The organism is Enterobacter sp. 04-C-12-SI-ECC (assembly GCF_047530715.1).
Classification (GTDB): Bacteria; Pseudomonadota; Gammaproteobacteria; order Enterobacterales; family Enterobacteriaceae; genus Enterobacter; species Enterobacter bugandensis.
The window spans coordinates 90,764-113,683 of record NZ_JBLKDI010000016.1 but is presented as its reverse complement, the minus strand read 5'-3'; the positions used below and the strand labels follow the sequence as shown (position 1 = coordinate 113,683).

Annotated in this window: 22 protein-coding genes; 18 read left to right on the top strand and 4 right to left on the bottom strand. The window is 56.7% G+C overall.

The window, feature by feature from the left end; translation table 11 throughout:
* Positions 1–116 precede the first annotated feature (116 nt).
* Positions 117–854 (top strand): tRNA(1)(Val) (adenine(37)-N(6))-methyltransferase TrmN, encoded by a 738-nt coding sequence (gene trmN, locus ACMWL8_RS18650; protein WP_414751608.1) that lies wholly within the window; start codon positions 117–119, stop codon positions 852–854.
* Here the strand turns inward: trmN and nadB are convergent.
* Positions 839–2,458 (bottom strand): L-aspartate oxidase, encoded by a 1,620-nt coding sequence (nadB, locus tag ACMWL8_RS18645; protein WP_045260165.1) that lies wholly within the window; start codon positions 2,456–2,458, stop codon positions 839–841. The two genes, trmN and nadB, sit on opposite strands and share 16 nt — an antisense overlap.
* Before the next feature lie 343 nt (positions 2,459–2,801).
* Between nadB and rseD the strand changes: the two genes are divergently transcribed.
* The 12 genes from rseD (at position 2,802) to acpS (ending at position 12,217) form a co-directional block, all read left to right on the top strand.
* Positions 2,802–2,885, top strand: a complete 84-nt coding sequence (gene rseD, locus ACMWL8_RS18640; RefSeq protein ID WP_231940818.1) for a rpoE leader peptide RseD — start codon at positions 2,802–2,804, stop codon at positions 2,883–2,885.
* A complete protein-coding gene (rpoE, locus tag ACMWL8_RS18635) occupies positions 2,882–3,457 on the top strand; it encodes an RNA polymerase sigma factor RpoE (protein ID WP_028014102.1) in 576 nt (191 codons plus the stop codon). The genes rseD and rpoE overlap by 4 nt, the downstream gene beginning before the upstream one ends.
* 31 nt (positions 3,458–3,488) lie before the next feature.
* Entirely contained in the window at positions 3,489–4,139 is a 651-nt protein-coding gene (rseA, locus tag ACMWL8_RS18630) for an anti-sigma-E factor RseA (RefSeq protein ID WP_014832926.1), read from the top strand.
* Entirely contained in the window at positions 4,139–5,092 is a 954-nt protein-coding gene (gene rseB / locus ACMWL8_RS18625) for a sigma-E factor regulatory protein RseB (RefSeq protein WP_045260166.1), read from the top strand. Before rseA ends, rseB begins: the two co-directional genes overlap by 1 nt.
* Positions 5,089–5,565 carry a SoxR-reducing system protein RseC gene (rseC, locus tag ACMWL8_RS18620; RefSeq protein WP_045260167.1) on the top strand — a complete coding sequence of 159 codons (477 nt, stop codon included), beginning with the start codon at positions 5,089–5,091 and terminating at the stop codon, positions 5,563–5,565. The genes rseB and rseC overlap by 4 nt, the downstream gene beginning before the upstream one ends.
* 185 nt (positions 5,566–5,750) lie before the next feature.
* Positions 5,751–7,550, top strand: a complete 1,800-nt coding sequence (lepA, locus tag ACMWL8_RS18615; protein WP_028014099.1) for a translation elongation factor 4 — start codon at positions 5,751–5,753, stop codon at positions 7,548–7,550.
* A 16-nt stretch (positions 7,551–7,566) separates the two neighbouring features.
* Positions 7,567–8,541, top strand: coding sequence for a signal peptidase I (gene lepB / locus ACMWL8_RS18610; protein WP_045260168.1), 975 nt, complete (start codon positions 7,567–7,569; stop codon positions 8,539–8,541).
* Between the two features lie 222 nt (positions 8,542–8,763).
* Complete coding sequence (gene rnc, locus ACMWL8_RS18605) at positions 8,764–9,444, top strand: ribonuclease III (RefSeq protein ID WP_003860711.1); 681 nt, start codon at positions 8,764–8,766, stop codon at positions 9,442–9,444.
* The gene (era, locus tag ACMWL8_RS18600) at positions 9,441–10,346 is read left to right on the top strand and encodes a GTPase Era (protein WP_028014097.1); all 906 of its coding nucleotides are present in this window, start codon (positions 9,441–9,443) and stop codon (positions 10,344–10,346) included. Before rnc ends, era begins: the two co-directional genes overlap by 4 nt.
* A gap of 18 nt (positions 10,347–10,364) precedes the next feature.
* Complete coding sequence (gene recO, locus ACMWL8_RS18595) at positions 10,365–11,072, top strand: DNA repair protein RecO (RefSeq protein WP_028014096.1); 708 nt, start codon at positions 10,365–10,367, stop codon at positions 11,070–11,072.
* 33 nt (positions 11,073–11,105) lie between these two features.
* A complete protein-coding gene (gene pdxJ, locus ACMWL8_RS18590) occupies positions 11,106–11,837 on the top strand; it encodes a pyridoxine 5'-phosphate synthase (RefSeq protein WP_045260169.1) in 732 nt (243 codons plus the stop codon).
* Positions 11,837–12,217 carry a holo-ACP synthase gene (gene acpS, locus ACMWL8_RS18585; RefSeq protein ID WP_023294331.1) on the top strand — a complete coding sequence of 127 codons (381 nt, stop codon included), beginning with the start codon at positions 11,837–11,839 and terminating at the stop codon, positions 12,215–12,217. Before pdxJ ends, acpS begins: the two co-directional genes overlap by 1 nt.
* Here acpS and ACMWL8_RS18580 read toward each other — a convergent pair.
* Positions 12,214–12,474 carry a YfhL family 4Fe-4S dicluster ferredoxin gene (locus ACMWL8_RS18580; protein ID WP_028014093.1) on the bottom strand — a complete coding sequence of 87 codons (261 nt, stop codon included), beginning with the start codon at positions 12,472–12,474 and terminating at the stop codon, positions 12,214–12,216. The two genes, acpS and ACMWL8_RS18580, sit on opposite strands and share 4 nt — an antisense overlap.
* Positions 12,475–12,520: 46 nt before the next feature.
* On the bottom strand, positions 12,521–13,369 hold the full coding sequence (locus tag ACMWL8_RS18575) for a MurR/RpiR family transcriptional regulator (protein ID WP_028014092.1): 849 nt from the start codon (positions 13,367–13,369) through the stop codon (positions 12,521–12,523).
* Between the two features lie 118 nt (positions 13,370–13,487).
* Between ACMWL8_RS18575 and murQ the strand changes: the two genes are divergently transcribed.
* The 4 genes from murQ to tadA are packed head-to-tail and all read left to right on the top strand — an operon-like array spanning position 13,488 to position 16,957.
* Positions 13,488–14,381, top strand: coding sequence for an N-acetylmuramic acid 6-phosphate etherase (gene murQ, locus ACMWL8_RS18570; protein ID WP_041908675.1), 894 nt, complete (start codon positions 13,488–13,490; stop codon positions 14,379–14,381).
* A gap of 11 nt (positions 14,382–14,392) precedes the next feature.
* Positions 14,393–15,754, top strand: coding sequence for a PTS transporter subunit EIIC (locus ACMWL8_RS18565; protein ID WP_045260170.1), 1,362 nt, complete (start codon positions 14,393–14,395; stop codon positions 15,752–15,754).
* Positions 15,755–15,757: 3 nt separating this feature from the next.
* The gene (gene yfhb, locus ACMWL8_RS18560; protein WP_045260171.1) at positions 15,758–16,393 is read left to right on the top strand and encodes a phosphatidylglycerophosphatase C; all 636 of its coding nucleotides are present in this window, start codon (positions 15,758–15,760) and stop codon (positions 16,391–16,393) included.
* Positions 16,394–16,417: 24 nt separating this feature from the next.
* A complete protein-coding gene (gene tadA, locus ACMWL8_RS18555; RefSeq protein WP_032644904.1) occupies positions 16,418–16,957 on the top strand; it encodes a tRNA adenosine(34) deaminase TadA in 540 nt (179 codons plus the stop codon).
* Here the strand turns inward: tadA and mltF are convergent.
* Positions 16,845–18,395: a membrane-bound lytic murein transglycosylase MltF gene (gene mltF, locus ACMWL8_RS18550; RefSeq protein ID WP_028014088.1), complete on the bottom strand. Its 1,551-nt coding sequence runs from the start codon at positions 18,393–18,395 to the stop codon at positions 16,845–16,847. The genes tadA and mltF overlap by 113 nt on opposite strands.
* Before the next feature lie 267 nt (positions 18,396–18,662).
* On the opposite strand from mltF, the gene purL reads away from it, so the two are divergent.
* Positions 18,663–22,550 carry a phosphoribosylformylglycinamidine synthase gene (gene purL / locus ACMWL8_RS18545; RefSeq protein WP_241276719.1) on the top strand — a complete coding sequence of 1,296 codons (3,888 nt, stop codon included), beginning with the start codon at positions 18,663–18,665 and terminating at the stop codon, positions 22,548–22,550.
* The last annotated feature ends 370 nt before the right edge of the window (positions 22,551–22,920 follow it).

Below are 22,920 nucleotides of genomic sequence, written 5' to 3'. Positions count from 1 at the left end.
GGGCGCTGATTATAGACGTTACGGCTGTAATCTTCATCTGTTTGTATGGATATCGCTTTGCGGCCACTTCGCTTTCCCCTATGCTACTCCAGTTTCACTTAGAAGGTTGCCCTGACATGTCTCAACTCAAAGCGCAGCTGCGCCGCGATGGTTTTACGTTTAAACAATTTTTTGTCGCTCACGATCGCTGTGCCATGAAAGTCGGTACAGACGGCATTTTACTGGGAGCATGGGCACCTGTCGCAGGTGTTAAGCGTATTCTTGATATCGGTACCGGCAGCGGGCTGGTGGCCTTGATGCTGGCGCAGCGTACTGAAGAGCATGTCACTATTGATGCCGTTGAGCTGGATGCGCAGGCCGCAGGGCAGGCGGGTGAAAACGCGGCCGAGTCCCCCTGGGCTGACCGGATAACCGTTACGTGCGCGGACGTGCTGGCCTGGGCGCCAGAGCAGACGGCGCGTTACGATCTGATTGTCAGCAACCCCCCTTACTACGAGCCCGGCGTGGAGTGTGGTACACCGGAGCGTGAACAGGCGCGCTATACCGGTTCACTCGATCACAAAGCGCTGCTCGTCAACGCGGCTGAACTTATCTCAGAAGAGGGCTTTTTCTGCGTGGTGCTGCCAGAAAGTACGGGCAACACGTTTATCGCTACCGCGCAGGAGATCGGCTGGACGTTACGTTTGCGAACTGACATCTCTGATACGGAAGGCCGATTGCCGCACCGCGTGCTGCTGGCGCTTTCGCCAAAAGAGGGTGAGTGTTTTAATGACCGTATGGTGATCCGTGGGCCAGACCAGCGTTATTCCGAAGATTACACGGCTCTGACCCAGGCGTGTTATTTGTTTATGTAAACCTGCGGGGCGAGTATCGACGGGCCGGACTCAGCAAGCCGATCCGGGTAGTCGAGTGTGTAGTGCAAACCGCGGCTCTCTTTACGCATCATCGCGCAGCGAACAATCAGCTCGGCAACCTGCACCAGATTGCGCAGCTCCAGCAGATTATTGGAGACGCGGAAATGGGCATAATATTCATCAATTTCCTGCTGCAGCATCGTAATGCGGCGCAACGCGCGTTCCAGACGTTTCGTGGTGCGCACAATCCCAACGTAGTCCCACATAAACAGCCGCAGCTCGTGCCAGTTGTGCTGGATCACCACCAGCTCGTCCGGGTTCTCCACGCGGCTTTCATCCCAGGCCGGTAAACGCTCTGTTTCACGGGCGTAAGGCATGCGCTTCGCGATGTCCTCCGCCGCTGACCAGCCGTACACCAGACATTCAAGCAGCGAGTTAGACGCCATACGGTTCGCGCCGTGTAGCCCGGTATAGCTGACCTCACCAATAGCATACAGACCGTCTACATCAGTGCGTCCGTGATCGTCAACCATCACGCCGCCGCAGGTATAGTGGGCGGCCGGGACAATGGGCACCGGATCGCGTGTTAAATCAATGCCTAGATTGAGCAGCTTTTCGTAAATCATCGGGAAGTGCTGGCGAATGAATTCTGCCGGCTTATGGCTGATATCGAGATACATGCAGTCCACGCCAAGGCGCTTCATTTCGTGGTCGATGGCGCGGGCAACAATATCTCGCGGCGCCAGTTCACCGCGGGCGTCAAAGTCCGGCATAAAGCGGGTACCGTCAGGGCGTTTTAGATAAGCCCCTTCGCCGCGCAGGGCTTCCGTCAGCAGGAAATTTCGCGCCTGAGGGTGGAACAGGGCGGTGGGGTGAAACTGATTAAATTCGAGATTCGCCACGCGGCAGCCGGCGCGCCAGGCCATAGCGATACCGTCCCCGGAAGCGATATCCGGATTCGTGGTGTACTGATACACCTTAGAGGCGCCACCTGTAGCCAACACCACAGCCTTCGCCTGACAGGTTTCCACCTTCTCTTTATTACGGTTCCAGACCCACGCTCCCACCACGCGACGCGTACCGGGCAGGCCTATCTTGTCGGAAATGATCAGATCAACCGCGTTGCTCCGCTCAAGGACCCGGATGTTAGGATGGTTCAGCGCTTTGCTGACCAGCGTGGTTTCCACTTCTTTTCCGGTAGCATCCGCGGCGTGCAGGATGCGGCGGTGGCTATGGCCGCCTTCACGCGTTAAGTGGTAGCTCTCTTCACCGTTGGGCTGAACCTGAGTATCGAATAAAACACCCTGATCGATAAGCCACTGAACGCAATGGCGGGCATTGCTGGCGACAAACTCTGCCGCGTGCGCATCCACGATCCCGGCCCCGGCAATCAGCGTATCTTCCACATGTGACGCAATGCTGTCCGTCTCGTCAAATACTGCGGCAATGCCGCCCTGAGCATAAAATGTGGAGCCTTCACTTATCGGGCCTTTGCTCAGAACGATAACGTTCTGATGTTCAGCCAGACGCAGCGCCAGAGAGAGACCGGCAGCGCCGCTGCCGATGATCAGTACATCACAATGAAGTTCAGGTGTTGTGTTCATGATTATTGTTTAATTTACTAAACAGTGTTGGGGCAGAATAGCACCTGAATGCGAGATATCGCACGTTTTTTTTAATGGAAGTTGCAATGACTAAACGGACTGGCAGGGGTAAACGAAGGGTAAATAAATGAAATTATTTTGCGAAGCAGATCGTTAGCGTCAGATTTTGTGGTGAAATAAAGCCTGTGTTGCGTTACTCTTCTGGCGGGAAAAAGATGTTTCTTGTCAGAAAGTGGTGCGTATCGTGAACAGACTTATAATGAGAGAAAATGAACGGTCTGCGGCGCGATGAACAAAAACAAAGGCGTTACGGAACTTATTGAAGATCAGACACTCTAAGCTGGTGCTTGCTCAAAGTGCGGTAGTTATAGAGTGGCGTTTCGATAACGCGTGGAATTTAGGTTTGGGGAGACATTACCTCGGATGAGCGAGCAGTTAACGGACCAGGTCCTGGTTGAACGGGTCCAGAAGGGAGATCAGAAAGCCTTTAACCTACTGGTGGTGCGCTACCAGCATAAGGTGGCGAGTCTGGTTTCCCGCTATGTACCGTCAGGTGATGTACCTGATGTGGTGCAAGAGTCTTTTATTAAGGCCTATCGCGCGCTGGAATCTTTCCGGGGAGATAGTGCTTTTTATACCTGGCTGTACCGTATTGCTGTCAATACGGCAAAGAATTACCTGGTTGCTCAGGGTCGTCGTCCGCCGTCCAGTGATGTAGACGCTATCGACGCCGAAAACTTCGAAAGTGGCGGTGCGCTGAAAGAAATTTCGAACCCTGAGAACTTAATGTTGTCAGAAGAACTGAGACAAATTGTTTTTCGCACGATCGAGTCACTCCCGGAAGATTTACGTATGGCAATTACGTTACGGGAGCTTGATGGTCTGAGCTATGAAGAGATAGCCGCTATCATGGATTGTCCGGTCGGCACGGTTCGTTCACGAATTTTCCGTGCGCGAGAAGCTATTGATAATAAAGTTCAACCGCTTATCAGGCGTTGACGATAGCGGGATACTGGAAAAGGTATTAGGCATGCAGAAAGAAAAACTTTCCGCTTTAATGGATGGTGAGACGCTGGATAGTGAGCTGCTCAACGAGCTGTCTCATTCTCCCGAAATGCAAGAGACCTGGGAGAGTTACCATCTCATCCGTGACACGCTGCGCGGTGATACCGGAGAGGTTCTCCATTTCGATATCTCAGCCCGCGTGATGGCGGCCATCGAGAATGAGCCTGTTCATCAGACCACTCCGCTGATTCCTGAAGCGCAACCCGCACCGCACCAGTGGCAAAAAATGCCGTTCTGGCAAAAAGTGCGTCCGTGGGCCAGCCAGCTCACCCAAATGGGGGTGGCTGCATGCGTATCGCTTGCAGTTATCGTTGGCGTCCAGCACTATAATACTCAGTCTGAAACTAATCAGCAGCCAGAAGCGCCAGTGTTTAACACACTGCCGATGATGGGCAAAGCCAGCCCGGTAAGTCTGGGCGTACCGGCTGATGCCTCCGCCAGCGGCGGTCAGCAACAGCAGGTTCAGGAGCAGCGCCGTCGCATTAATGCGATGTTGCAGGATTATGAGTTGCAGCGTCGTCTGCACTCTGAACAGCTTCAGTTTGAGCAGGCCCAAACTCAGCAAGCTGCTGTGCAGGTGCCCGGAAACCAAACTTTAGGAACGCAATCGCAGTAATGAAGCAACTTTGGTTCGCCATGTCTCTGATGGCGGGTAGCCTGTTCTTCTCTGCTAACGCCTCGGCTGATGTTTCATCCGGGGCGTTGTTGCAGCAAATGAATCTGGCCAGCCAGTCACTCAATTACGAGTTGGCATTTATCAGCATCAACAAGCAGGGCGTCGAGTCGTTACGCTATCGCCATGCCCGTCTTGATAACCAGCCGCTCGCCCAGCTTTTACAGATGGATGGCCCGCGTCGGGAAGTTGTCCAGCGTGGCAACGAAATCAGCTATTTCGAGCCCGGTCTGGAGCCTTTCACGCTGAATGGCGACTATATCGTTGATTCTCTGCCGTCGCTTATCTATACCGACTTCAAACGACTTGCCCCTTACTATGATTTTATTTCGGTAGGGCGTACCCGTATTGCAGACAGGCTGTGTGAAGTGATCCGCGTGGTTGCGCGCGATGGCACGCGCTACAGCTATATCGTCTGGATTGATGCGGAAACCAAGCTGCCGATGCGCGTGGACCTGCTCGACCGCGACGGCGAGACGCTTGAACAGTTCCGCGTTATCTCCTTCAGCGTGAACAATCAGGTTGGCAACAGCATGCAGAATCTGGCGAAGGCCAGCCTGCCGCCGCTGCTTTCTGTTCCTGCAGGGGACTCCGCTAATTTCAACTGGGTTCCTTCCTGGATACCGCAAGGCTTTAGCGAAGTGTCCAGCAGCCGTCGTCAGTTGCCCACCATTGATACGCCGGTTGAATCACGCCTCTATTCCGATGGCTTGTTCAGCTTCTCGGTGAATATCAACCGCGCAACGGCAAACAGCGCTGAACAAATGCTTCGTACCGGGCGTCGTACGGTCAGTACCATGGTTCGCGATAACGCAGAAATCACGATTGTGGGGGAATTACCTCCGCAGACGGCGAAGCGCATTTCAGACAGCATTAAATTCAGGGCCACACAATGATTAAAGAGTGGGCGACCGTCGTCTCGTGGCAGAATGGTATTGCGCTGGTCAGCTGTGATGTTAAAGCCTCATGCAATAGCTGCGCATCCCGAGCCGGTTGTGGCAGTCGCGTGCTGAATAAGTTAGGGCCACAGACATCGCATACGATCTCCGTGCCGAGCGAACAGCCGCTGGTGGCGGGTCAGAAGGTGGAACTGGGCATTACGGAAGGCAGTCTGCTGAGTTCCGCGATGCTGGTCTATCTCTCGCCGCTGGTGGGGCTGTTTGTCATGGGCGGCCTTTTTCAGATGCTGTTTGGTACCGACGTGGCCGCCATGTGCGGTGCAGCTTTGGGTGGCGTAGGGGGATTCTGGCTTGCCAAAGGCATCTCACCTAAGCTCGCCGCGCGCGATGAGTGGCAGCCCGTTATTCTGAGCGTTGCGCTGGCGCCTGACCAACTTCGCGTCGAGACGCTCTCTTCTGAGGCCCGGTGATCCACCGGGCTTTATCATTATTTACATCTCAAAAAAGAAAACGCCATTTCTTCGCGCTATGCTTGGCTCTAAGTGCATTTCCAGGTTGCGGGTATGTAGTGTAGAATGCTGCGTTTTCGCACTGAAAAACGTCAGGCTAAGAACAGCGGCCTCCAGGAATTCGTAAGGCATAATTATTTAACTATATGAAGAACATACGTAACTTTTCGATCATTGCTCACATTGACCACGGTAAGTCGACGCTGTCTGACCGTATTATCCAGATTTGCGGTGGCCTGTCTGATCGTGAAATGGCAGCCCAGGTACTGGACTCCATGGACCTGGAACGCGAACGCGGTATCACCATCAAAGCGCAGAGCGTGACGCTCGACTATAAAGCTTCTGATGGCGAAACCTATCAACTGAACTTTATCGACACCCCGGGCCACGTTGACTTCTCCTATGAAGTATCACGCTCGCTGGCGGCCTGTGAAGGTGCGCTGCTGGTGGTCGATGCCGGGCAGGGCGTTGAAGCCCAGACCCTGGCGAACTGCTACACCGCGATGGAAATGGATCTCGAGGTTGTGCCGGTTCTGAACAAAATCGACCTGCCTGCCGCCGATCCTGAGCGCGTGGCGGAAGAGATTGAAGACATTGTCGGCATTGACGCGACCGACGCCGTACGCTGCTCCGCGAAAACCGGTGTGGGTGTGACCGACGTGCTGGAACGCCTGGTACGTGATATTCCGGCCCCGGAAGGCGACCCGGATGGTCCATTGCAGGCGCTGATCATCGACTCCTGGTTCGATAACTACCTGGGCGTGGTCTCACTGGTGCGTATCAAAAACGGCACCATGCGTAAAGGCGACAAAATCAAGGTTATGAGTACCGGACAGGTCTACAACGCAGACCGTCTGGGTATCTTCACGCCAAAACAGGTTGACCGTACCGAGCTGAAATGCGGCGAGGTAGGCTGGCTGGTCTGCGCGATTAAAGACATCCTCGGCGCGCCAGTGGGCGATACCCTGACCGGCGCGCGTAACCCGGCAGACAAAGCGCTGCCAGGCTTCAAAAAGGTGAAACCGCAGGTTTACGCGGGTCTGTTCCCGGTCAGCTCTGACGACTACGAAAACTTCCGCGATGCGCTCGGCAAGCTGAGCCTGAACGATGCTTCCCTGTTCTACGAGCCAGAAAGCTCAACGGCGCTGGGCTTCGGCTTCCGCTGCGGCTTCCTCGGCCTGCTGCACATGGAGATCATTCAGGAGCGTCTGGAGCGTGAATACGATCTGGATCTGATCACCACCGCACCAACGGTAGTCTACGAAGTAGAAACCACCTCGAAAGAAGTGATCTACGTCGACAGCCCGTCCAAGCTGCCGCCGCTGAACAACATTCACGAGCTGCGCGAGCCTATTGCAGAATGTCACATGCTGCTGCCGCAGGAGTTCCTGGGGAACGTTATTACGCTCTGTATTGAGAAGCGTGGCGTGCAGACCAACATGGTTTACCACGGTAACCAGGTGGCGCTGACCTATGAAATCCCTATGGCGGAAGTGGTACTCGACTTCTTCGACCGTCTGAAGTCTACCTCCCGTGGCTATGCGTCACTGGATTACAACTTCAAGCGTTTCCAGGCTTCCAACATGGTGCGCGTGGACGTGCTGATCAACGGCGAGCGTGTGGATGCGCTGGCGCTGATCACCCACAACGACAATGCGCCGTACCGTGGCCGCGAGCTGGTTGAGAAGATGAAAGATCTGATCCCGCGTCAGCAGTTTGACATTGCGATTCAGGCGGCCATCGGTAACCACATCATTGCCCGCTCAACCGTGAAGCAGCTACGTAAAAACGTTCTGGCGAAGTGCTATGGTGGTGACGTCAGCCGTAAGAAAAAGCTGCTGCAGAAGCAGAAAGAAGGTAAGAAGCGTATGAAGCAGGTCGGTAACGTTGAGCTGCCGCAGGAAGCATTCCTTGCCATTCTTCATGTCGGTAAAGACGGCAAATAACCTTTAAGGAGTTGGCATGGCGAACATGTTTGCCCTGATCCTGGTCATCGCTACGCTGGTGACAGGCCTGCTGTGGTGCCTGGATAAGTTTATCTTCGCCCCAAAACGCCGTGAACGTCAGGCTGCCGCGCAGGCAGCGACTGGCGATGCGCTTGACGCGAAAACCCTGAAGAAAGTTGGCCCGAAACCGGGCTGGCTGGAAACGGGCGCGTCGGTGTTCCCGGTGCTGGCGATTGTGCTGGTGGTACGTTCGTTTATTTATGAGCCGTTCCAGATCCCATCGGGATCAATGATGCCAACGCTGCTGATCGGTGATTTTATTCTGGTTGAGAAGTTTGCCTACGGCATTAAAGATCCGATTTACCAGAAAACGCTGATCGAAACGGGGCATCCGAAACGTGGCGACATCGTGGTGTTTAAATATCCGGACGATCCGCGTCTGGATTACATTAAGCGCGCGGTGGGTCTGCCGGGTGATAAAGTGACCTACGATCCGGTTGCGAAGGAAGTCACCGTTCAGCCGGGCTGCAGCTCCGGTACCGCGTGTGAAAACGCGCTGCCAATCACCTACTCAAACGTTGAGCCAAGTGATTTCGTGCAGACTTTTGCCCGTCGTAACGGCGGTGAAGCGACCAGCGGGTTCTTCCAGGTGCCAAAAGGCGAAACCAAAGAGAACGGCATTCGTCTGGTTGAGCGCAAAGAGGCGCTGGGAGATGTCACTCACCGCATTCTGACCGTGCCAATCGCGCAGGACCAGGTGGGGATGTATTACAAACAGCCGGGTCAGCAGCTGGCCAGCTGGATCGTACCGCCGGGACACTACTTCATGATGGGCGATAACCGCGATAACTCCGCGGACAGCCGTTACTGGGGCTTTGTGCCGGAAGCGAATCTGGTGGGTAAAGCAACCGCGATCTGGATGAGTTTTGAGAAGCAGGAAGGCGAGTGGCCGACCGGCGTGCGCCTGAATCGTATTGGCGGAATCCATTAATTCTCAGGAAAAGAACACGTAGCCGCGTTATTTCGCGGCTACGTGAATTATTTCCTCGATAAATCTCTTTGAACTAACGACATCCCCTGTCGTTGTGTATAGAATATTCCCCCGAAGTTTAAGGTTGGCCCTGTAAGGGTGCCACGGCACACGAAACCGCGTTGGTTTTCTCAGGTCGGTTTCGTGTGCTGCATTTTTGACGCATTCATTTATTGGTATCGCATGAACCCCATCGTAATTAATCGGCTTCAACGGAAGCTGGGCTACACTTTTCATCATCAGGAGTTGTTGCAACAGGCATTAACCCATCGCAGTGCCAGCAGCAAACATAATGAGCGTCTCGAGTTTCTGGGTGACTCTATTTTAAGTTTCGTGATTGCGAATGCGCTTTATCATCGTTTCCCGCGCGTGGACGAAGGTGATATGAGCCGCATGCGCGCCACGCTGGTGCGCGGCAACACCCTCGCTGAAATCGCGCGCGAATTTGAACTGGGCGAATGTCTGCGTCTTGGGCCGGGTGAACTGAAAAGCGGCGGCTTCCGTCGTGAATCTATTCTTGCCGATACGGTCGAAGCATTAATTGGTGGCGTGTTCCTGGACAGCGATATCCAGACCGTAGAAAAGCTGATCCTTAACTGGTATCAGACCCGCCTGGACGAAATTAGCCCGGGCGATAAACAAAAAGATCCGAAAACGCGCCTGCAGGAATATTTGCAGGGCCGTCATCTGCCGCTGCCATCCTATCTGGTGGTGCAGGTTCGTGGCGAAGCGCACGATCAGGAATTTACCATCCATTGCCAGGTCAGTGGCCTGAGTGAACCGGTGGTGGGCACAGGTTCAAGCCGCCGTAAGGCTGAACAGGCTGCCGCCGAACAGGCGTTAAAAATGCTGGAGCTGGAATGAGCGAAGAAAAAACCTATTGCGGATTTATTGCCATCGTCGGACGTCCGAACGTCGGCAAATCCACCCTGCTGAATAATCTGCTTGGGCAGAAGATTTCCATCACCTCGCGTAAGGCGCAGACCACGCGTCACCGCATCGTCGGCATCCATACTGAAGGCGCGTATCAGGCAATCTACGTCGATACCCCTGGCCTGCACATGGAAGAGAAGCGCGCCATTAACCGTCTGATGAACAAGGCGGCGAGCAGTTCCATCGGCGACGTAGAGCTGGTGATTTTCGTAGTGGAAGGCACCCGCTGGACGCCGGACGACGAAATGGTACTGAACAAGCTGCGTGACGGCAAAACGCCGGTGATCCTCGCGGTCAACAAAGTTGACAACGTGCAGGAAAAAGCTGACCTGCTGCCGCACCTGCAGTGGCTGGGCAGCCAGATGAACTTCCTGGATATCGTTCCGCTGTCTGCTGAGACCGGCCTGAACGTCGATACCATCGCGGGCATCGTACGTAAGCACTTGCCGGAAGCGATTCACCACTTCCCGGAAGATTACATCACCGATCGCTCTCAGCGCTTTATGGCGTCTGAAATCATCCGTGAAAAGCTGATGCGTTTCCTGGGTGCCGAGCTGCCGTACTCTGTGACGGTGGAGATCGAGCGTTTCCAGAGCAACGAGCGCGGTGGCTACGACATTAACGGCCTGATCCTCGTCGAGCGTGAAGGGCAGAAGAAGATGGTGATCGGCAACAAAGGCGCCAAGATCAAAACCATCGGTATCGAAGCCCGTAAGGACATGCAGGAGATGTTCGAAGCGCCAGTTCATCTGGAACTGTGGGTGAAGGTGAAATCTGGCTGGGCCGATGATGAGCGTGCTCTGCGCAGCCTCGGTTACGGCGAAGATCAGTAACTCAAGACGACGAGTATAATGGAAGGTTGGCAGCGCGCCTTCGTTCTCCATAGTCGTCCCTGGAGCGAAACCAGCCTGATGCTGGACGTCTTCACGGAAGAGTCGGGCCGCGTGCGCCTTGTTGCGAAAGGCGCACGTTCCAAACGTTCTAATCTGAAGGGTGCCCTACAGCCTTTTACGCCGCTGCTGGTTCGCTTTGGCGGGCGAGGGGAAGTCAAAACCTTGCGCAGCGCTGAAGCCGTCTCTCTGGCGCTTCCCCTTTCTGGCATCACGCTCTACAGCGGTCTGTATGTCAACGAGCTCATCTCCCGCGTCCTTGAACATGAGACTCGCTTCTCGGAACTTTTCTTCGATTATCTGCACTGTATCCAGGCACTGGCGGGTGCGACCGGCACGCCCGAACCCGCCCTGCGTCGTTTCGAACTGGCGCTGCTGGGCCACCTCGGGTACGGCGTGGATTTTCTGCACTGCGCAGGCAGCGGTGATGAGGTGGAAGACACCATGACCTACCGCTACCGCGAAGAAAAAGGCTTTATTGCCAGCGTCGTCGTTGATAACAGTACTTTTACCGGACGCCAGCTCAGAGCGCTTTATGAACGCGAGTTTCCGGACGCCGATACCCTGCGCGCAGCAAAACGCTTTACCCGGATTGCCCTCAAGCCGTATCTTGGCGGCAAGCCCTTAAAGAGCCGCGAATTATTCAGGCAGTTTATGCCCAAACGTTAGACCACAGCATCAGAAAGAAAACCGAGGATTGTCATGGCTGAATTACTGTTAGGCGTCAACATCGACCACATCGCCACCCTGCGTAACGCGCGCGGCACGGCGTATCCCGATCCGGTTCAGGCGGCGTTTATCGCTGAACAGGCTGGTGCCGACGGCATTACCGTTCACCTGCGTGAAGACCGCCGCCACATTACCGACCGCGACGTGCGCATTCTTCGTCAGACGCTGGACACCCGTATGAATCTGGAGATGGCGGTCACCGAAGAGATGCTGACCATTGCCTGCGAGACCAAACCGCACTTCTGCTGCCTGGTGCCGGAAAAACGTCAGGAAGTGACCACCGAAGGCGGGCTGGACGTGGCGGGGCAGCAGGACAAAATGCGCGATGCCTGCAAGCGCCTGGCGGATGCCGGTATCCTGGTTTCTCTGTTTATCGACGCCGATTTCGCGCAGATTAAAGCTGCAGCCGACGTGGGCGCGCCGTATATCGAAATTCACACCGGCTGCTATGCCGATGCTAAAAACGATGCCGAGCAGGTCAAAGAGCTGGAGCGTATCGCCAAAGCAGCCACCTACGCCGCGAGCCTGGGACTGAAGGTTAATGCCGGTCACGGCCTGACCTACCACAACGTGAAGGCCATTGCTGCTCTGCCGGAAATGCATGAGCTGAACATCGGCCACGCCATTATTGGCCGCGCGGTGATGAGCGGCCTGAAAGAAGCGGTTTCAGAGATGAAACGCCTGATGCTGGAAGCGCGTCAGTAATGGCCATTCTGGGCTTAGGCACCGATATCGTCGAAATAGCTCGCATTGAAGCGGTGATTGCCCGGAGCGGCGATCGCCTCGCAAGGCGCGTGCTGAGCGATAACGAATGGGCCATCTGGGAAGCGCACCAGCAGCCGGTGCGTTTTCTGGCAAAGCGCTTTGCGGTAAAAGAGGCGGCAGCCAAAGCCTTCGGGACCGGCATTCGTAACGGCCTGGCATTTAACCAGTTCGAAGTTTTTAATGATGAGCTGGGCAAACCGAGCCTGCGTCTGTGGGGTGAAGCGCAAAAGCTGGCGGAGAAGCTGGGGGTGAATCATATGCACGTGACGATCGCAGATGAACGCCACTATGCCAGCGCGACGGTGATTATCGAAAGCTAAATTTTGTCCGCGTGGTGCATCAGGACAAATTTATCCCACAGCTGCTCTTCGCTCTCGACGTGTGTCGGATCCTTCAGAATAGTGTTGGGGATCGGGCACACCTTCTGGCAGGTCGGCGTCTCATAGTGGCCGACGCATTCCGTGCAGCGGTCGCTGTTAATCTCGTAAATGCTGTCGCCCATCGAAATCGCCTGGTTCGGGCATTCGGGTTCGCACATATCGCAATTGATGCATTTTTTGGTAATTAACAGCGCCATCAGGAAATTCTCAGAAACAACACAAACTGGGCGGGCATTATACGCGTCAAACCAGTTTCTTTACCAGTTCTTCGCTGTGACGAATGCGCTCAGGCGCGCGCTCCAGATCCTGCTGTACCAGCGCCATAAACAGCAGGTCCGTCAGCATCATTTGTGCGCTGGTGGACGAAATTGCCGCGCTGCGCGTGGCCTGCTCTTCGGCAATGGTATACAAACAGCGCGTTGCCCGCTGCTGCAGCGCATTTGGCGTAAAGCCGGTGATCGCCAGAATTTTGCCGCCGACGCGCAGGGCTTCGTCGGTCGCCATGTTGATCTCGCGGCGCTCGCCGGAGTAGGAGATGGCCAGCAGCAGATCGTCAGGATCCATCGCCTGCACGGTCGCCAGCAGGGCGTGCATATCCTGCTCGACGATGGCGTTAAAACCGATTTTAGTCAGCTTCCAGCCAAAATTACGGGCCACCAGACCGGACGCGCCAATACCGGTTAAAATAATTCGCCGCGCCGCCCGCAGCATCGCCACGCTTTCCAGTAATTTCTCTTCGGTATTCACGTCCAGCGTGGCGTGCATGGCCGCCACGTTCTCCTTGATTAGCTTTTCCCCAACCAGACGCATCGGGTCATCGCCGCGGATCTGGTTATGCACCGGCATGGACTGCGGATTCGGGTTACTCACCAGCGCTTCGCTGATTGCCAGCTTAAGAGCGGGAAAACCCTTAAACCCGATCTTCTGGGCAAATTTCACCACGCTTGACTGGCTCACTCCAGCTTCGCTTGCCAGCTGCTGTGAGCTGAGGTGGCGGGCGCGATCGGGCTGAGAAAGCAGAAAATCCGCCAGCTTTTTGTCGCTTTGAGCAAAGCCGGCGTAGCGCTGGCGAATGCGAATTAAACAGTTCATGAGTACTCCCGGCGGAAATGTGATTGTCTGCGCAAAAACGAATTCTGCTCGCCTGAATGAATTTTATATTCCATTATAGTGTGATTATTATGAATTAAAAATTCTTGAGGTACAAAAAATGAATCTTGGCTCACTTGTTTCTGAAACGCGTAACCCGCAAACCATGGATCTGGATGCGCTCTCCACCCTGGAGCTGGTTAACCGCTTTAATCAACAGGATACGCTGGTCGCGCAGGCAGTGAAAGAGACATTGCCAGAGGTGGCGAAAGCGGTCGATGCGGCGGCGGAAGCTCTTAAGGCCGGTGGTCGCATTATCTATATGGGGGCCGGTACCAGCGGGCGTCTCGGGGTGCTGGATGCCTCGGAATGTCCGCCCACCTTTGGCGTTCCGCACGGCCTGGTGGTTGGCCTGATTGCAGGTGGTCCCGGCGCGCTGCTGAAGGCCGTTGAAGGGGCGGAGGACAACAAACAGCTGGGTGAGGATGACCTGAAGGATCTGAACCTGACGGCGAACGATCTGGTGGTCGGCCTGGCGGCATCCGGGCGCACGCCGTACGTCATTGGCGGCCTGGAATACGCCAACCGGACCGGCTGCACGACGGTCGCCATCTCCTGCAACCCCGGTTCCCCGATTGCGCAGGTGGCCGCTATCGCCATCTCTCCGGTCGTTGGGCCGGAAGCGCTCACCGGCTCCACGCGCCTGAAATCCGGGACCGCGCAAAAGCTGGTGCTCAATATGATCTCCACCGGTGCGATGGTGAAGTTCGGCAAGGTCTACCAGAACCTGATGGTCGATATGCAGGCCACCAACGTCAAGCTGGTGGACAGAGCCTGCCGCATGGTGATGGAGGCGACAGGCGCGGGCCGTGAAGAGGCAGAAGCGGTGCTCAGGCAGACCGATCACGACGTAAAACCGGCCATTTTGATGATCTTAAGCGGGCTGGACGCGGCGGCTGCGCGAGCCAGACTTGATGCGCATAACGGCTTCTTACGGGCGGCATTAGAAAACTAGCAGAGGCGTTTATGGACAAAACAGCAGCGCTCGCCAGCGATATCCTGCAGGGGATAGGCGGGGAACAAAATATTCAGCGTCTGGAAAACTGCATGACGCGCGTGCGCGTCGAGGTGCATAACGACGACCAGCTTGACGTGCCGGGCCTGAAGAAGCTGTCCGGCGTCAGTGGCTACGTTAAACAGGGGCAGCAACACCAGCTGATCGTCGGGCCGGGCAAGGCGGCGCAGGTTGTCGACGCCATGCGCGCGCTGATGGTCGGCGGTGCAAGCGTGACGGTTGACGACGCTGAACGCACCAAAGCGCAGGCGAAGGCCAAATACAAAGCTCCCATGAGCGATGCGCTGCGACAGCTGGCAAACGTCTTTATCCCGCTGATCCCGGCGTTTATAGCTTCCGGCTTGATCACCGGGATCATCAACATCCTCAAGCGGCCAGATATTGTCGGGGATTTTGCCACGCAGTATCCGAACCTGCTGGGCATTCTCGGGATCTTCGGCAGCGCGGTGTTTGCCATTATGAACATCCTGGTCGGGGTCAATACCGCGAAGGTGTTTGGCGGCTCGCTGGCGATGGGCGGGGTGATGGCGGGCATTCTCTCCAGCCCGCAGCTGGCGCAGATCACGCTGTTTGGTGAGGCGCTCCAGCCTGGCCGCGGCGGGGTGATCGCGGTGCTGCTGGTGGTCATCCTGATGTGTTGGATCGAGAAGCGGCTGCGCGCGGTTCTGCCCGGCTCGATTGAGCTGATCCTCAACCCGCTGCTGACCACGTTAATTACCGGTAGCGTCGCGATTGTGGTCCTTCAGCCACTAGGCGGGTGGATCTCTGACGCCATCGCCCACGGCGCGTCTCTGGCTATCGACCGCGGCGGCCTGCTGGTGGGGGCGGTGCTGTCAGGTACCTTCCTGCCGCTGGTGCTGACCGGCCTGCATCAGGGGCTGGTGCCGATCCACGTCGAGCTGGTGCAGGCGCACGGTTATAACGCGCTGCTGCCTATTCTCTCGATGGCGGGCGTCGGGCAGGTGGGGGCAGCGATTGCCGTCCTGATGAAAACCCGCAACGCGCGCCTGAAAAAAGTGATTAAAGGGGCGCTGCCGGTCGGGCTGCTCGGCATTGGCGAGCCGCTGATATTCGGCGTCACGCTGCCGCTGGGTAAACCGTTCCTTGCGGCCTGTCTGGGGGGCGCTGTAGGCGGGGCACTCATTAGCTACTGGAAAGTCGCCACCGTTATCACCTTTGGTCTCTCCGGTTTACCGCTGGCATTAACCATCGTGACCGGAAAAGTCATGCTCTATCTGTTAGGCTATTTAGTAGCGGTGATCGCCGGGTTCCTGTTTACCTGGCTGTTAGGATTCAACGACCCAGAGGAGTAAGGTTTGGCCAATCACGAGCGTCGCGTTGTCTTTTTCGATCTGGATGGAACGCTGCATCAGCAGGATATGTTTGGTACGTTTATGCGCTACCTGCTGCGGCGTCAGCCTCTGAACGCGCTGCTCGTCTTACCGCTCTTACCCCTCATTGGCATCGCGCTGCTGGTAAAAGGCCGGGCGGCGCGCTGGCCAATGAGCCTGCTGCTGTGGGGATGTACGTTTGGCCACAGCGAAGCGCGGCTCAAACAGCTCGAAAAGGAGTTCGCTCTCTGGTTCCGCGGCCACGTTGCCGCGTTTCCCGTGGTGCAGGCGCGCCTGACCAGCTATCTTGACGCCAACGATGCCGATATCTGGCTGATTACCGGCTCCCCGCAGACGCTGGTGGAGCTGGTCTACTTTGATACCCCCTGGCTGCCGCGCGTAAATCTTATCGCCACGCAAATTTCCCGCGGCTACGGCGGCTGGGTCCTGACGATGCGCTGTCTGGGGCATGAAAAAGTGGTCCAGCTGGAAAAACGCATCGGCACGCCGCTGCGCCTTTACAGCGGCTACAGCGACAGCAAGCAGGACAACCCGCTGCTCTATTTTTGCCAGCACCGCTGGCGCGTTACTCCCCTCGGTGAACTTCAGCAACTCGAATAGTCTTATCTGTAAGGGCTGTGTATAATGCCGCCCGCTTTTCGACTGGAGTATCAATCCTTGTCCACCTCAGAACACAATCATGAATACTGGATGCGCCACGCGCTGGCGCTGGCTCAACGGGCCTGGGACGAGGGCGAAGTGCCCGTGGGCGCGGTGCTGGTTCATAACAACCGGGTGATTGGGGAAGGGTGGAACCGTCCTATTGGCCGCCACGATCCTACAGCGCACGCCGAAATTATGGCGCTTCGTCAGGGCGGCCTGGTGCTGCAAAACTATCGTCTGCTCGATACCACCCTGTACGTCACCCTTGAACCCTGCGTGATGTGCTCCGGGGCGATGGTGCACAGCCGAATCGGTACCCTGGTGTTTGGAGCGCGAGATGAAAAAACCGGTGCGGCCGGTTCACTGATGGACGTGCTGGGTCATCCAGGAATGAATCATCAGGTGCAGACTATCGGTGGGGTACTTGCACCAGAGTGTTCGGGGCTATTAAGCGATTTCTTTCGAATGCGCCGTCAGCAGAAAAAGCAACAAAAGGCAGAATTGAAGTTGTCGGATGATTAAGCTCGTCCGGTGCCACAACCGGATAACTTTCCGCCAGCTGTTTTGCCTCTGTTGCCTCTTTCTCTTTCTCCAGCAGATAGCCGACCAGGCTAATCTGATACTTACGTATATTTTCCACGTAGGCGTAGGCTTCATGTCCGCGCGCGTAGCCATACGTCAGCTTGTTGTACCATGGCTTCTGGCTCAGCAGCGGCAGGCGCTGTTTTACGTCTGACCAGCTGTCCGGGTTTCCCTTCGTTTTCGCCGTCAGAGCCCGCGCGTCAAGCATGTGCGCGTAGCCCATGTTGTAGGCCGCCAGCGCAAACCAGATCCGCTCCTCTTCCGGCACGGTTTCCGGGACTTTAGCCATCATATCCTGCAGGTAGCGCGCCCCGCCGCTGATGCTCTGTTCCGCATCGGTACGGTCGTTAACGCCCAGGCTCAGCGCGGTATTTTTGGTTAACATCATCAGTCCGCGTACGCCCGTTGGCGACGTGGCCTGGGTGTCCCAGTGGGACTCCTGGTACGAGATAGCCGCCAGCAGTTTCCAGTCAATCTCCTGGGCATATTTTTCGAAAAGCGGCTGCAGGTCAGGCAGGACGCTGTCAACCGCGCGCAGGAAGCTGCGGGTGTCAACGTAGTCAAAGTCATCCCCGTGGCCGAGGTACTTCTCCTCAAGTCGCGCCAGCGTGCCGTCTTCATTGATGGTGTTATAAAAATCCAGCATGGCCGCCGAGAGGGTCTGGTCATCATCCAGATGGGTAAACCAGGTCACCGGCTGTTCGTCCGTCACGTCCAGCGCCACGGCGATTTCAGGATGCACCCGCTGGAACAGGCTGATCGCCACCGAATCGGCGATGGTGTAGGGCAGTTTCTGATCTTTGACCTGCTCCAGCAGCTCCGTCGTGCCGAGTTTAGGGTCAACCGTCCAGCTCAGATCCGGGTATTTTTTCTCTTTTAACTCACGCAGGTCGTCAATCACTACGTGGCCGGGAGCAATCGTCAGCTGTTGCGCGTTGATCGAGGCAAGCGTACGCGGGCGCAGGCTCCCGACGCGATAAACCAGCTGCTGGGAAACGGAGTAGTAGGTCGGGCCCGGCTGGTAGTTCTTGCTGCGCTCGCTGTTATAGACCAGCCCGGCAGCGAGGATATCGGCGTTGTTGTTGTCCAGGTCGTCAAAGAGCTGGTTGATGTTCTGGCGGACGGTAATTTTAAGCTTCACGCCCAGATAATCGGCAAACTGCTGCGCCAGCTCATAATCCAGACCAATAATTTTGCCGTTGATGTCGCTGTAAATCAGCGGAGAGTTGAGGGTACTGACGCGCAGTTCCCCCCGCTCCTGAATGGCGGCGATACGATTTTCGGCTTTGCCGAACCAGGGGATGGAAGGCCAGAGGGCCACTGCCAGCAGCAACGTTACAATGCCGATGAGCAGATAATTAATCTTTAATTTTTTCAATTAGTTAATTCTCTGCGACGCCGGTTGCCTCAGTCTGCTGTAGCCATGTTAATCATAAGGTTTGTCATTGAATGAGCGGCATTTTGCGTAAACTTGCGCCACTTGGCAACCAATTAGAGAGACAGGTCACATCTATTGTTAAACGCAGAAGTCGATTTTATTTCGACGCAAACGGTTTCGTCGGCGCTCAGGATTCTCTATAATGACGCCCGTTTTCCCCCCTTGCGCACACTGTAAGCGCCCCGGCGCTTCGAAGACGAGAGACTTATGATGGAAATTCTGCGTGGTTCGCCTGCACTGTCTGCCTTCCGTATTACCAAACTGCTGGCACGTTTTCAGGCGGCCGACCTTCCGGTAAGCAATATTTACGCTGAGTATGTCCATTTTGCTGACCTGAATGCCCCCCTGAATGCAGAGGAGCGCGTACAGCTGGAACGCCTGCTCAAGTATGGCCCAAATCTGAGCAGCCATACGCCAACCGGCAAACTGATCCTTGCGACGCCGCGTCCGGGCACCATCTCCCCCTGGTCTTCCAAAGCCACCGACATCGCCCACAACTGCGGTCTGAGCCAGATTAACCGTCTGGAACGCGGCGTGGCGTACTACGTGGAAGCCTCTACCCTGAGCGACGCGCAGTGGCAGGCGGTTGCGGCTGAATTGCACGACCGCATGATGGAGAGCGTGTTTGCCTCTCTTGATGACGCACGGAAGCTTTTCTCCCATCATCAGCCTGCACCGGTACAGAGCGTGGACCTGCTGGGGCAGGGCCGCCAGGCGCTGATTGACGCCAACCTGCGTCTCGGCCTGGCGCTGGCAGAAGACGAAATTGACTACCTGCAGGACGCGTTCGTTAAGCTCAACCGCAACCCGAACGACATCGAACTCTACATGTTCGCGCAGGCCAACTCTGAGCACTGCCGCCATAAGATTTTCAACGCCGACTGGATTATCGACGGCGAACAGCAGCCGAAGTCGCTGTTCAAAATGATCAAAAACACCATGGAACAAACCCCTGACCACGTGCTGTCTGCCTATAAAGACAACGCCGCGGTGATGGAAGGTTCCGAGGTGGGCCGCTTCTTCGCCGATCGCGAAGCAGGGCGCTATGACTTCCATCAGGAGCCTGCGCATATTCTGATGAAAGTGGAAACCCACAACCACCCGACGGCCATTTCTCCGTGGCCGGGTGCGGCGACCGGCTCCGGCGGCGAAATCCGTGACGAAGGGGCGACCGGTCGTGGGGCGAAACCAAAAGCGGGTCTGGTCGGTTTCTCCGTCTCCAACCTGCGCATCCCAGGCTTTGAACAGCCGTGGGAAGAAGATTTCGGCAAGCCAGAGCGCATCGTGACCGCGCTGGATATCATGACCGAAGGTCCGCTGGGCGGCGCGGCGTTTAACAACGAATTTGGCCGTCCGGCGCTGAACGGTTACTTCCGTACCTACGAAGAGAAGGTGGACAGCCACAACGGCGAAGAGCTGCGCGGCTACCACAAACCGATCATGCTGGCAGGCGGGATCGGCAACATCCGTGCCGATCACGTGCAGAAAGGCGAGATCGTCGTCGGCGCGAAGCTGATCGTGCTGGGCGGCCCGGCGATGAACATCGGTCTGGGCGGCGGCGCGGCCTCCTCTATGGCCTCCGGCCAGTCTGATGCGGATCTCGATTTCGCCTCCGTGCAGCGTGACAACCCTGAGATGGAGCGTCGCTGCCAGGAAGTGATCGACCGCTGCTGGCAGCTGGGCGATGCTAACCCGATTCTGTTCATCCACGACGTGGGCGCGGGCGGTCTGTCCAACGCTATGCCGGAGCTGGTGAGCGACGGCGGTCGCGGTGGTCGTTTCAACCTGCGCGATATCCTGAGCGATGAGCCGGGCATGAGCCCGCTGGAAATCTGGTGTAACGAATCCCAGGAGCGCTATGTGCTGGCGGTTGCGGCCGACCAGCTGCCGCTGTTTGACGAGCTGTGCCGCCGCGAGCGCGCGCCGTATGCCGTCATCGGTGAAGCGACCGAAGAGCAGCACCTGACTCTGAGCGACACCCATTTCGACAACCAGCCTATCGATCTGCCGCTGGACGTGCTGCTCGGTAAAACGCCGAAGATGACCCGCGACGTAACAACCCGTAAAGCGGCGGGCAAAGCGCTGGATCGCCAGGGCATTACCGTGGCGGAAGCGGTCAACCGCGTGCTGCACCTGCCTGCTGTGGCAGAGAAAACCTTCCTGGTGACCATCGGCGACCGCACCGTGACCGGTATGGTGTCGCGCGATCAGATGGTTGGCCCGTGGCAGATCCCGGTGGCGAACTGCGCCGTGACCACCGCGAGCCTCGACAGCTACTACGGTGAAGCGATGGCGCTGGGCGAACGCACCCCGGTGGCGCTGCTGGACTTCGCCGCCTCTGCACGACTGGCGGTTGGTGAAGCGCTGACCAACATCGCGGCGACGCAGATTGGCGACATCAAACGTATCAAACTTTCCGCGAACTGGATGGCGGCAGCCGGTCACCCTGGTGAAGACGCTGGCCTGTATGAAGCCGTGAAAGCGGTGGGTGAGGAACTGTGCCCAGCCCTCGGCCTGACCATTCCGGTGGGTAAAGACTCCATGTCGATGAAAACCCGCTGGCAGGAGGGTAACGAGCAGCGCGAGATGACGTCTCCGTTGTCGCTGGTGATCACCGCGTTTGCCCGCGTGGAAGACGTGCGCCATACCGTTACGCCGCAGCTGGCGACCGAAGATAACGCCCTGCTGTTGATTGACCTGGGTAAAGGCCACAACGCGCTGGGCGCCACCGCACTGGCGCAGGTTTACCGTCAACTTGGCGACAAGCCAGCCGACGTGCGCGATGTGGCGCAGCTAAAAGGCTTCTACGACGCAATTCAGGCGCTGGTGGCACAGCGCAAGCTGCTGGCCTACCACGACCGTTCCGACGGCGGCCTGCTGGTGACCCTGGCAGAGATGGCCTTCACCGGCCACTGCGGCGTGGAAGCGAACATTGCAACGCTTGGCGAAGACCGCCTGGCGGCGCTGTTTAACGAAGAGCTGGGTGCAGTGATTCAGGTTCGCGCCGCAGACCGCGAGGCGGTGGAAGCGATTCTGGCGAAGCACGGTCTGGCAGACTGCGTCCATTATCTGGGGAAAGCCGTTCAGGGCGACCGTTTCGTCATTGAGGCCGACGGTCACGCCGTGTTCAGCGAAAGCCGCACCACGCTGCGCATGTGGTGGGCAGAAACCACCTGGCAGATGCAGCGTCTGCGCGATAACCCGGAATGCGCCGATCAGGAGCATAACGCGAAAGCGAATGACCAGGATCCTGGCCTGAACGTGAAGCTTTCCTTCGATATCAACGAAGACATCGCTGCGCCGTACATTGCGACCGGCGCGCGTCCTAAAGTGGCCGTGCTGCGCGAGCAGGGCGTTAACTCCCACGTTGAGATGGCTGCGGCCTTCCACCGCGCGGGCTTTGACGCTATCGACGTCCACATGAGCGACCTGCTGGCCGGGCGTACCGGCCTGGAAGATTTCCACGCGCTGGTGGCGTGCGGCGGTTTCTCCTACGGCGACGTGCTGGGCGCGGGCGAAGGTTGGGCAAAGTCCATTCTGTTTAACAGCCGCGTGCGCGACGAGTTCGAGACCTTCTTCCATCGTCCGCAAACCCTGGCGCTGGGCGTGTGCAACGGCTGCCAGATGATGTCTAACCTGCGCGAGCTGATCCCGGGCAGCGAAGCCTGGCCACGCTTTGTGCGCAACCAGTCCGACCGCTTCGAAGCGCGCTTCAGTCTGGTAGAAGTGACTCAGAGCCCATCTCTGCTGCTGCAGGGGATGGTTGGCTCTCAGATGCCAATCGCCGTTTCCCACGGCGAAGGTCAGGTAGAAGTGCGCGATGCGGCCCATCTGGCGCAGCTCGAGAGCAAAGGCCTGGTGGCGCTGCGCTTTGTCGATAACTTCGGCAAGGTCACGGAAACCTATCCGGCGAACCCGAACGGCTCCGTCAACGGTATTACGGCGGTGACCAGCGAAAGCGGTCGCGCGACCATCATGATGCCGCACCCTGAACGCGTGTTCCGTACCGTGAGCAACTCCTGGCACCCGGAAAACTGGGGCGAGGATAGCCCGTGGATGCGTATCTTCCGCAACGCGCGTAAACAGCTGGGTTAAGACGTAAAGCAGGTACTTTGTAGGCCCGGTGAGCGTAGCTCCACCGGGTTTTTTTATGCGTGTCGCAAAATTGCGACAAAGATGGTATAGGGATGTCTCCAAATGGAGACACTTAACGCATTGATTTATATATGGCAGGACAGGTTCCCGTTAAGGTGTTGCTTAATAGCGACACTTAGCCTGGAAATCATTCAGCGCACAACAAATAGATTAAACCAATAAAAGATATATATTTCAATGTGTTAATATTTTGTTTTGCATTCTGGCATGGGTGTTGCATAATATTAACCAGTGGCTCATTCACCTTCTTATGTCAGCCCCTTCGGGACGTGCTACATAAACTTCGAATGACGCACAAAAAGGTGCCTGC

Bases quoted from the DNA above. Each gene is read 5' to 3' on its own strand.
- lepA (WP_028014099.1), top strand. From the start codon at position 5,751: ATGAAGAACATACGTAACTTTTCGATCATTGCTCACATTGACCACGGT.
- rseB (WP_045260166.1), top strand. From the start codon at position 4,139: ATGAAGCAACTTTGGTTCGCCATGTCTCTGATGGCGGGTAGCCTGTTC.
- rpoE (WP_028014102.1), top strand. From the start codon at position 2,882: ATGAGCGAGCAGTTAACGGACCAGGTCCTGGTTGAACGGGTCCAGAAG.
- rseC (WP_045260167.1), top strand. From the start codon at position 5,089: ATGATTAAAGAGTGGGCGACCGTCGTCTCGTGGCAGAATGGTATTGCG.
- tadA (WP_032644904.1), top strand. From the start codon at position 16,418: ATGCCGCCCGCTTTTCGACTGGAGTATCAATCCTTGTCCACCTCAGAA.
- ACMWL8_RS18580 (WP_028014093.1), bottom strand. From the start codon at position 12,474: ATGGCGCTGTTAATTACCAAAAAATGCATCAATTGCGATATGTGCGAA.
- lepB (WP_045260168.1), top strand. From the start codon at position 7,567: ATGGCGAACATGTTTGCCCTGATCCTGGTCATCGCTACGCTGGTGACA.
- era (WP_028014097.1), top strand. From the start codon at position 9,441: ATGAGCGAAGAAAAAACCTATTGCGGATTTATTGCCATCGTCGGACGT.
- purL (WP_241276719.1), top strand. From the start codon at position 18,663: ATGATGGAAATTCTGCGTGGTTCGCCTGCACTGTCTGCCTTCCGTATT.
- nadB (WP_045260165.1), bottom strand. From the start codon at position 2,458: ATGAACACAACACCTGAACTTCATTGTGATGTACTGATCATCGGCAGC.
- rnc (WP_003860711.1), top strand. From the start codon at position 8,764: ATGAACCCCATCGTAATTAATCGGCTTCAACGGAAGCTGGGCTACACT.
- murQ (WP_041908675.1), top strand. From the start codon at position 13,488: ATGAATCTTGGCTCACTTGTTTCTGAAACGCGTAACCCGCAAACCATG.
- acpS (WP_023294331.1), top strand. From the start codon at position 11,837: ATGGCCATTCTGGGCTTAGGCACCGATATCGTCGAAATAGCTCGCATT.
- ACMWL8_RS18565 (WP_045260170.1), top strand. From the start codon at position 14,393: ATGGACAAAACAGCAGCGCTCGCCAGCGATATCCTGCAGGGGATAGGC.
- ACMWL8_RS18575 (WP_028014092.1), bottom strand. From the start codon at position 13,369: ATGAACTGTTTAATTCGCATTCGCCAGCGCTACGCCGGCTTTGCTCAA.
- rseA (WP_014832926.1), top strand. From the start codon at position 3,489: ATGCAGAAAGAAAAACTTTCCGCTTTAATGGATGGTGAGACGCTGGAT.
- trmN (WP_414751608.1), top strand. From the start codon at position 117: ATGTCTCAACTCAAAGCGCAGCTGCGCCGCGATGGTTTTACGTTTAAA.
- recO (WP_028014096.1), top strand. From the start codon at position 10,365: ATGGAAGGTTGGCAGCGCGCCTTCGTTCTCCATAGTCGTCCCTGGAGC.
- pdxJ (WP_045260169.1), top strand. From the start codon at position 11,106: ATGGCTGAATTACTGTTAGGCGTCAACATCGACCACATCGCCACCCTG.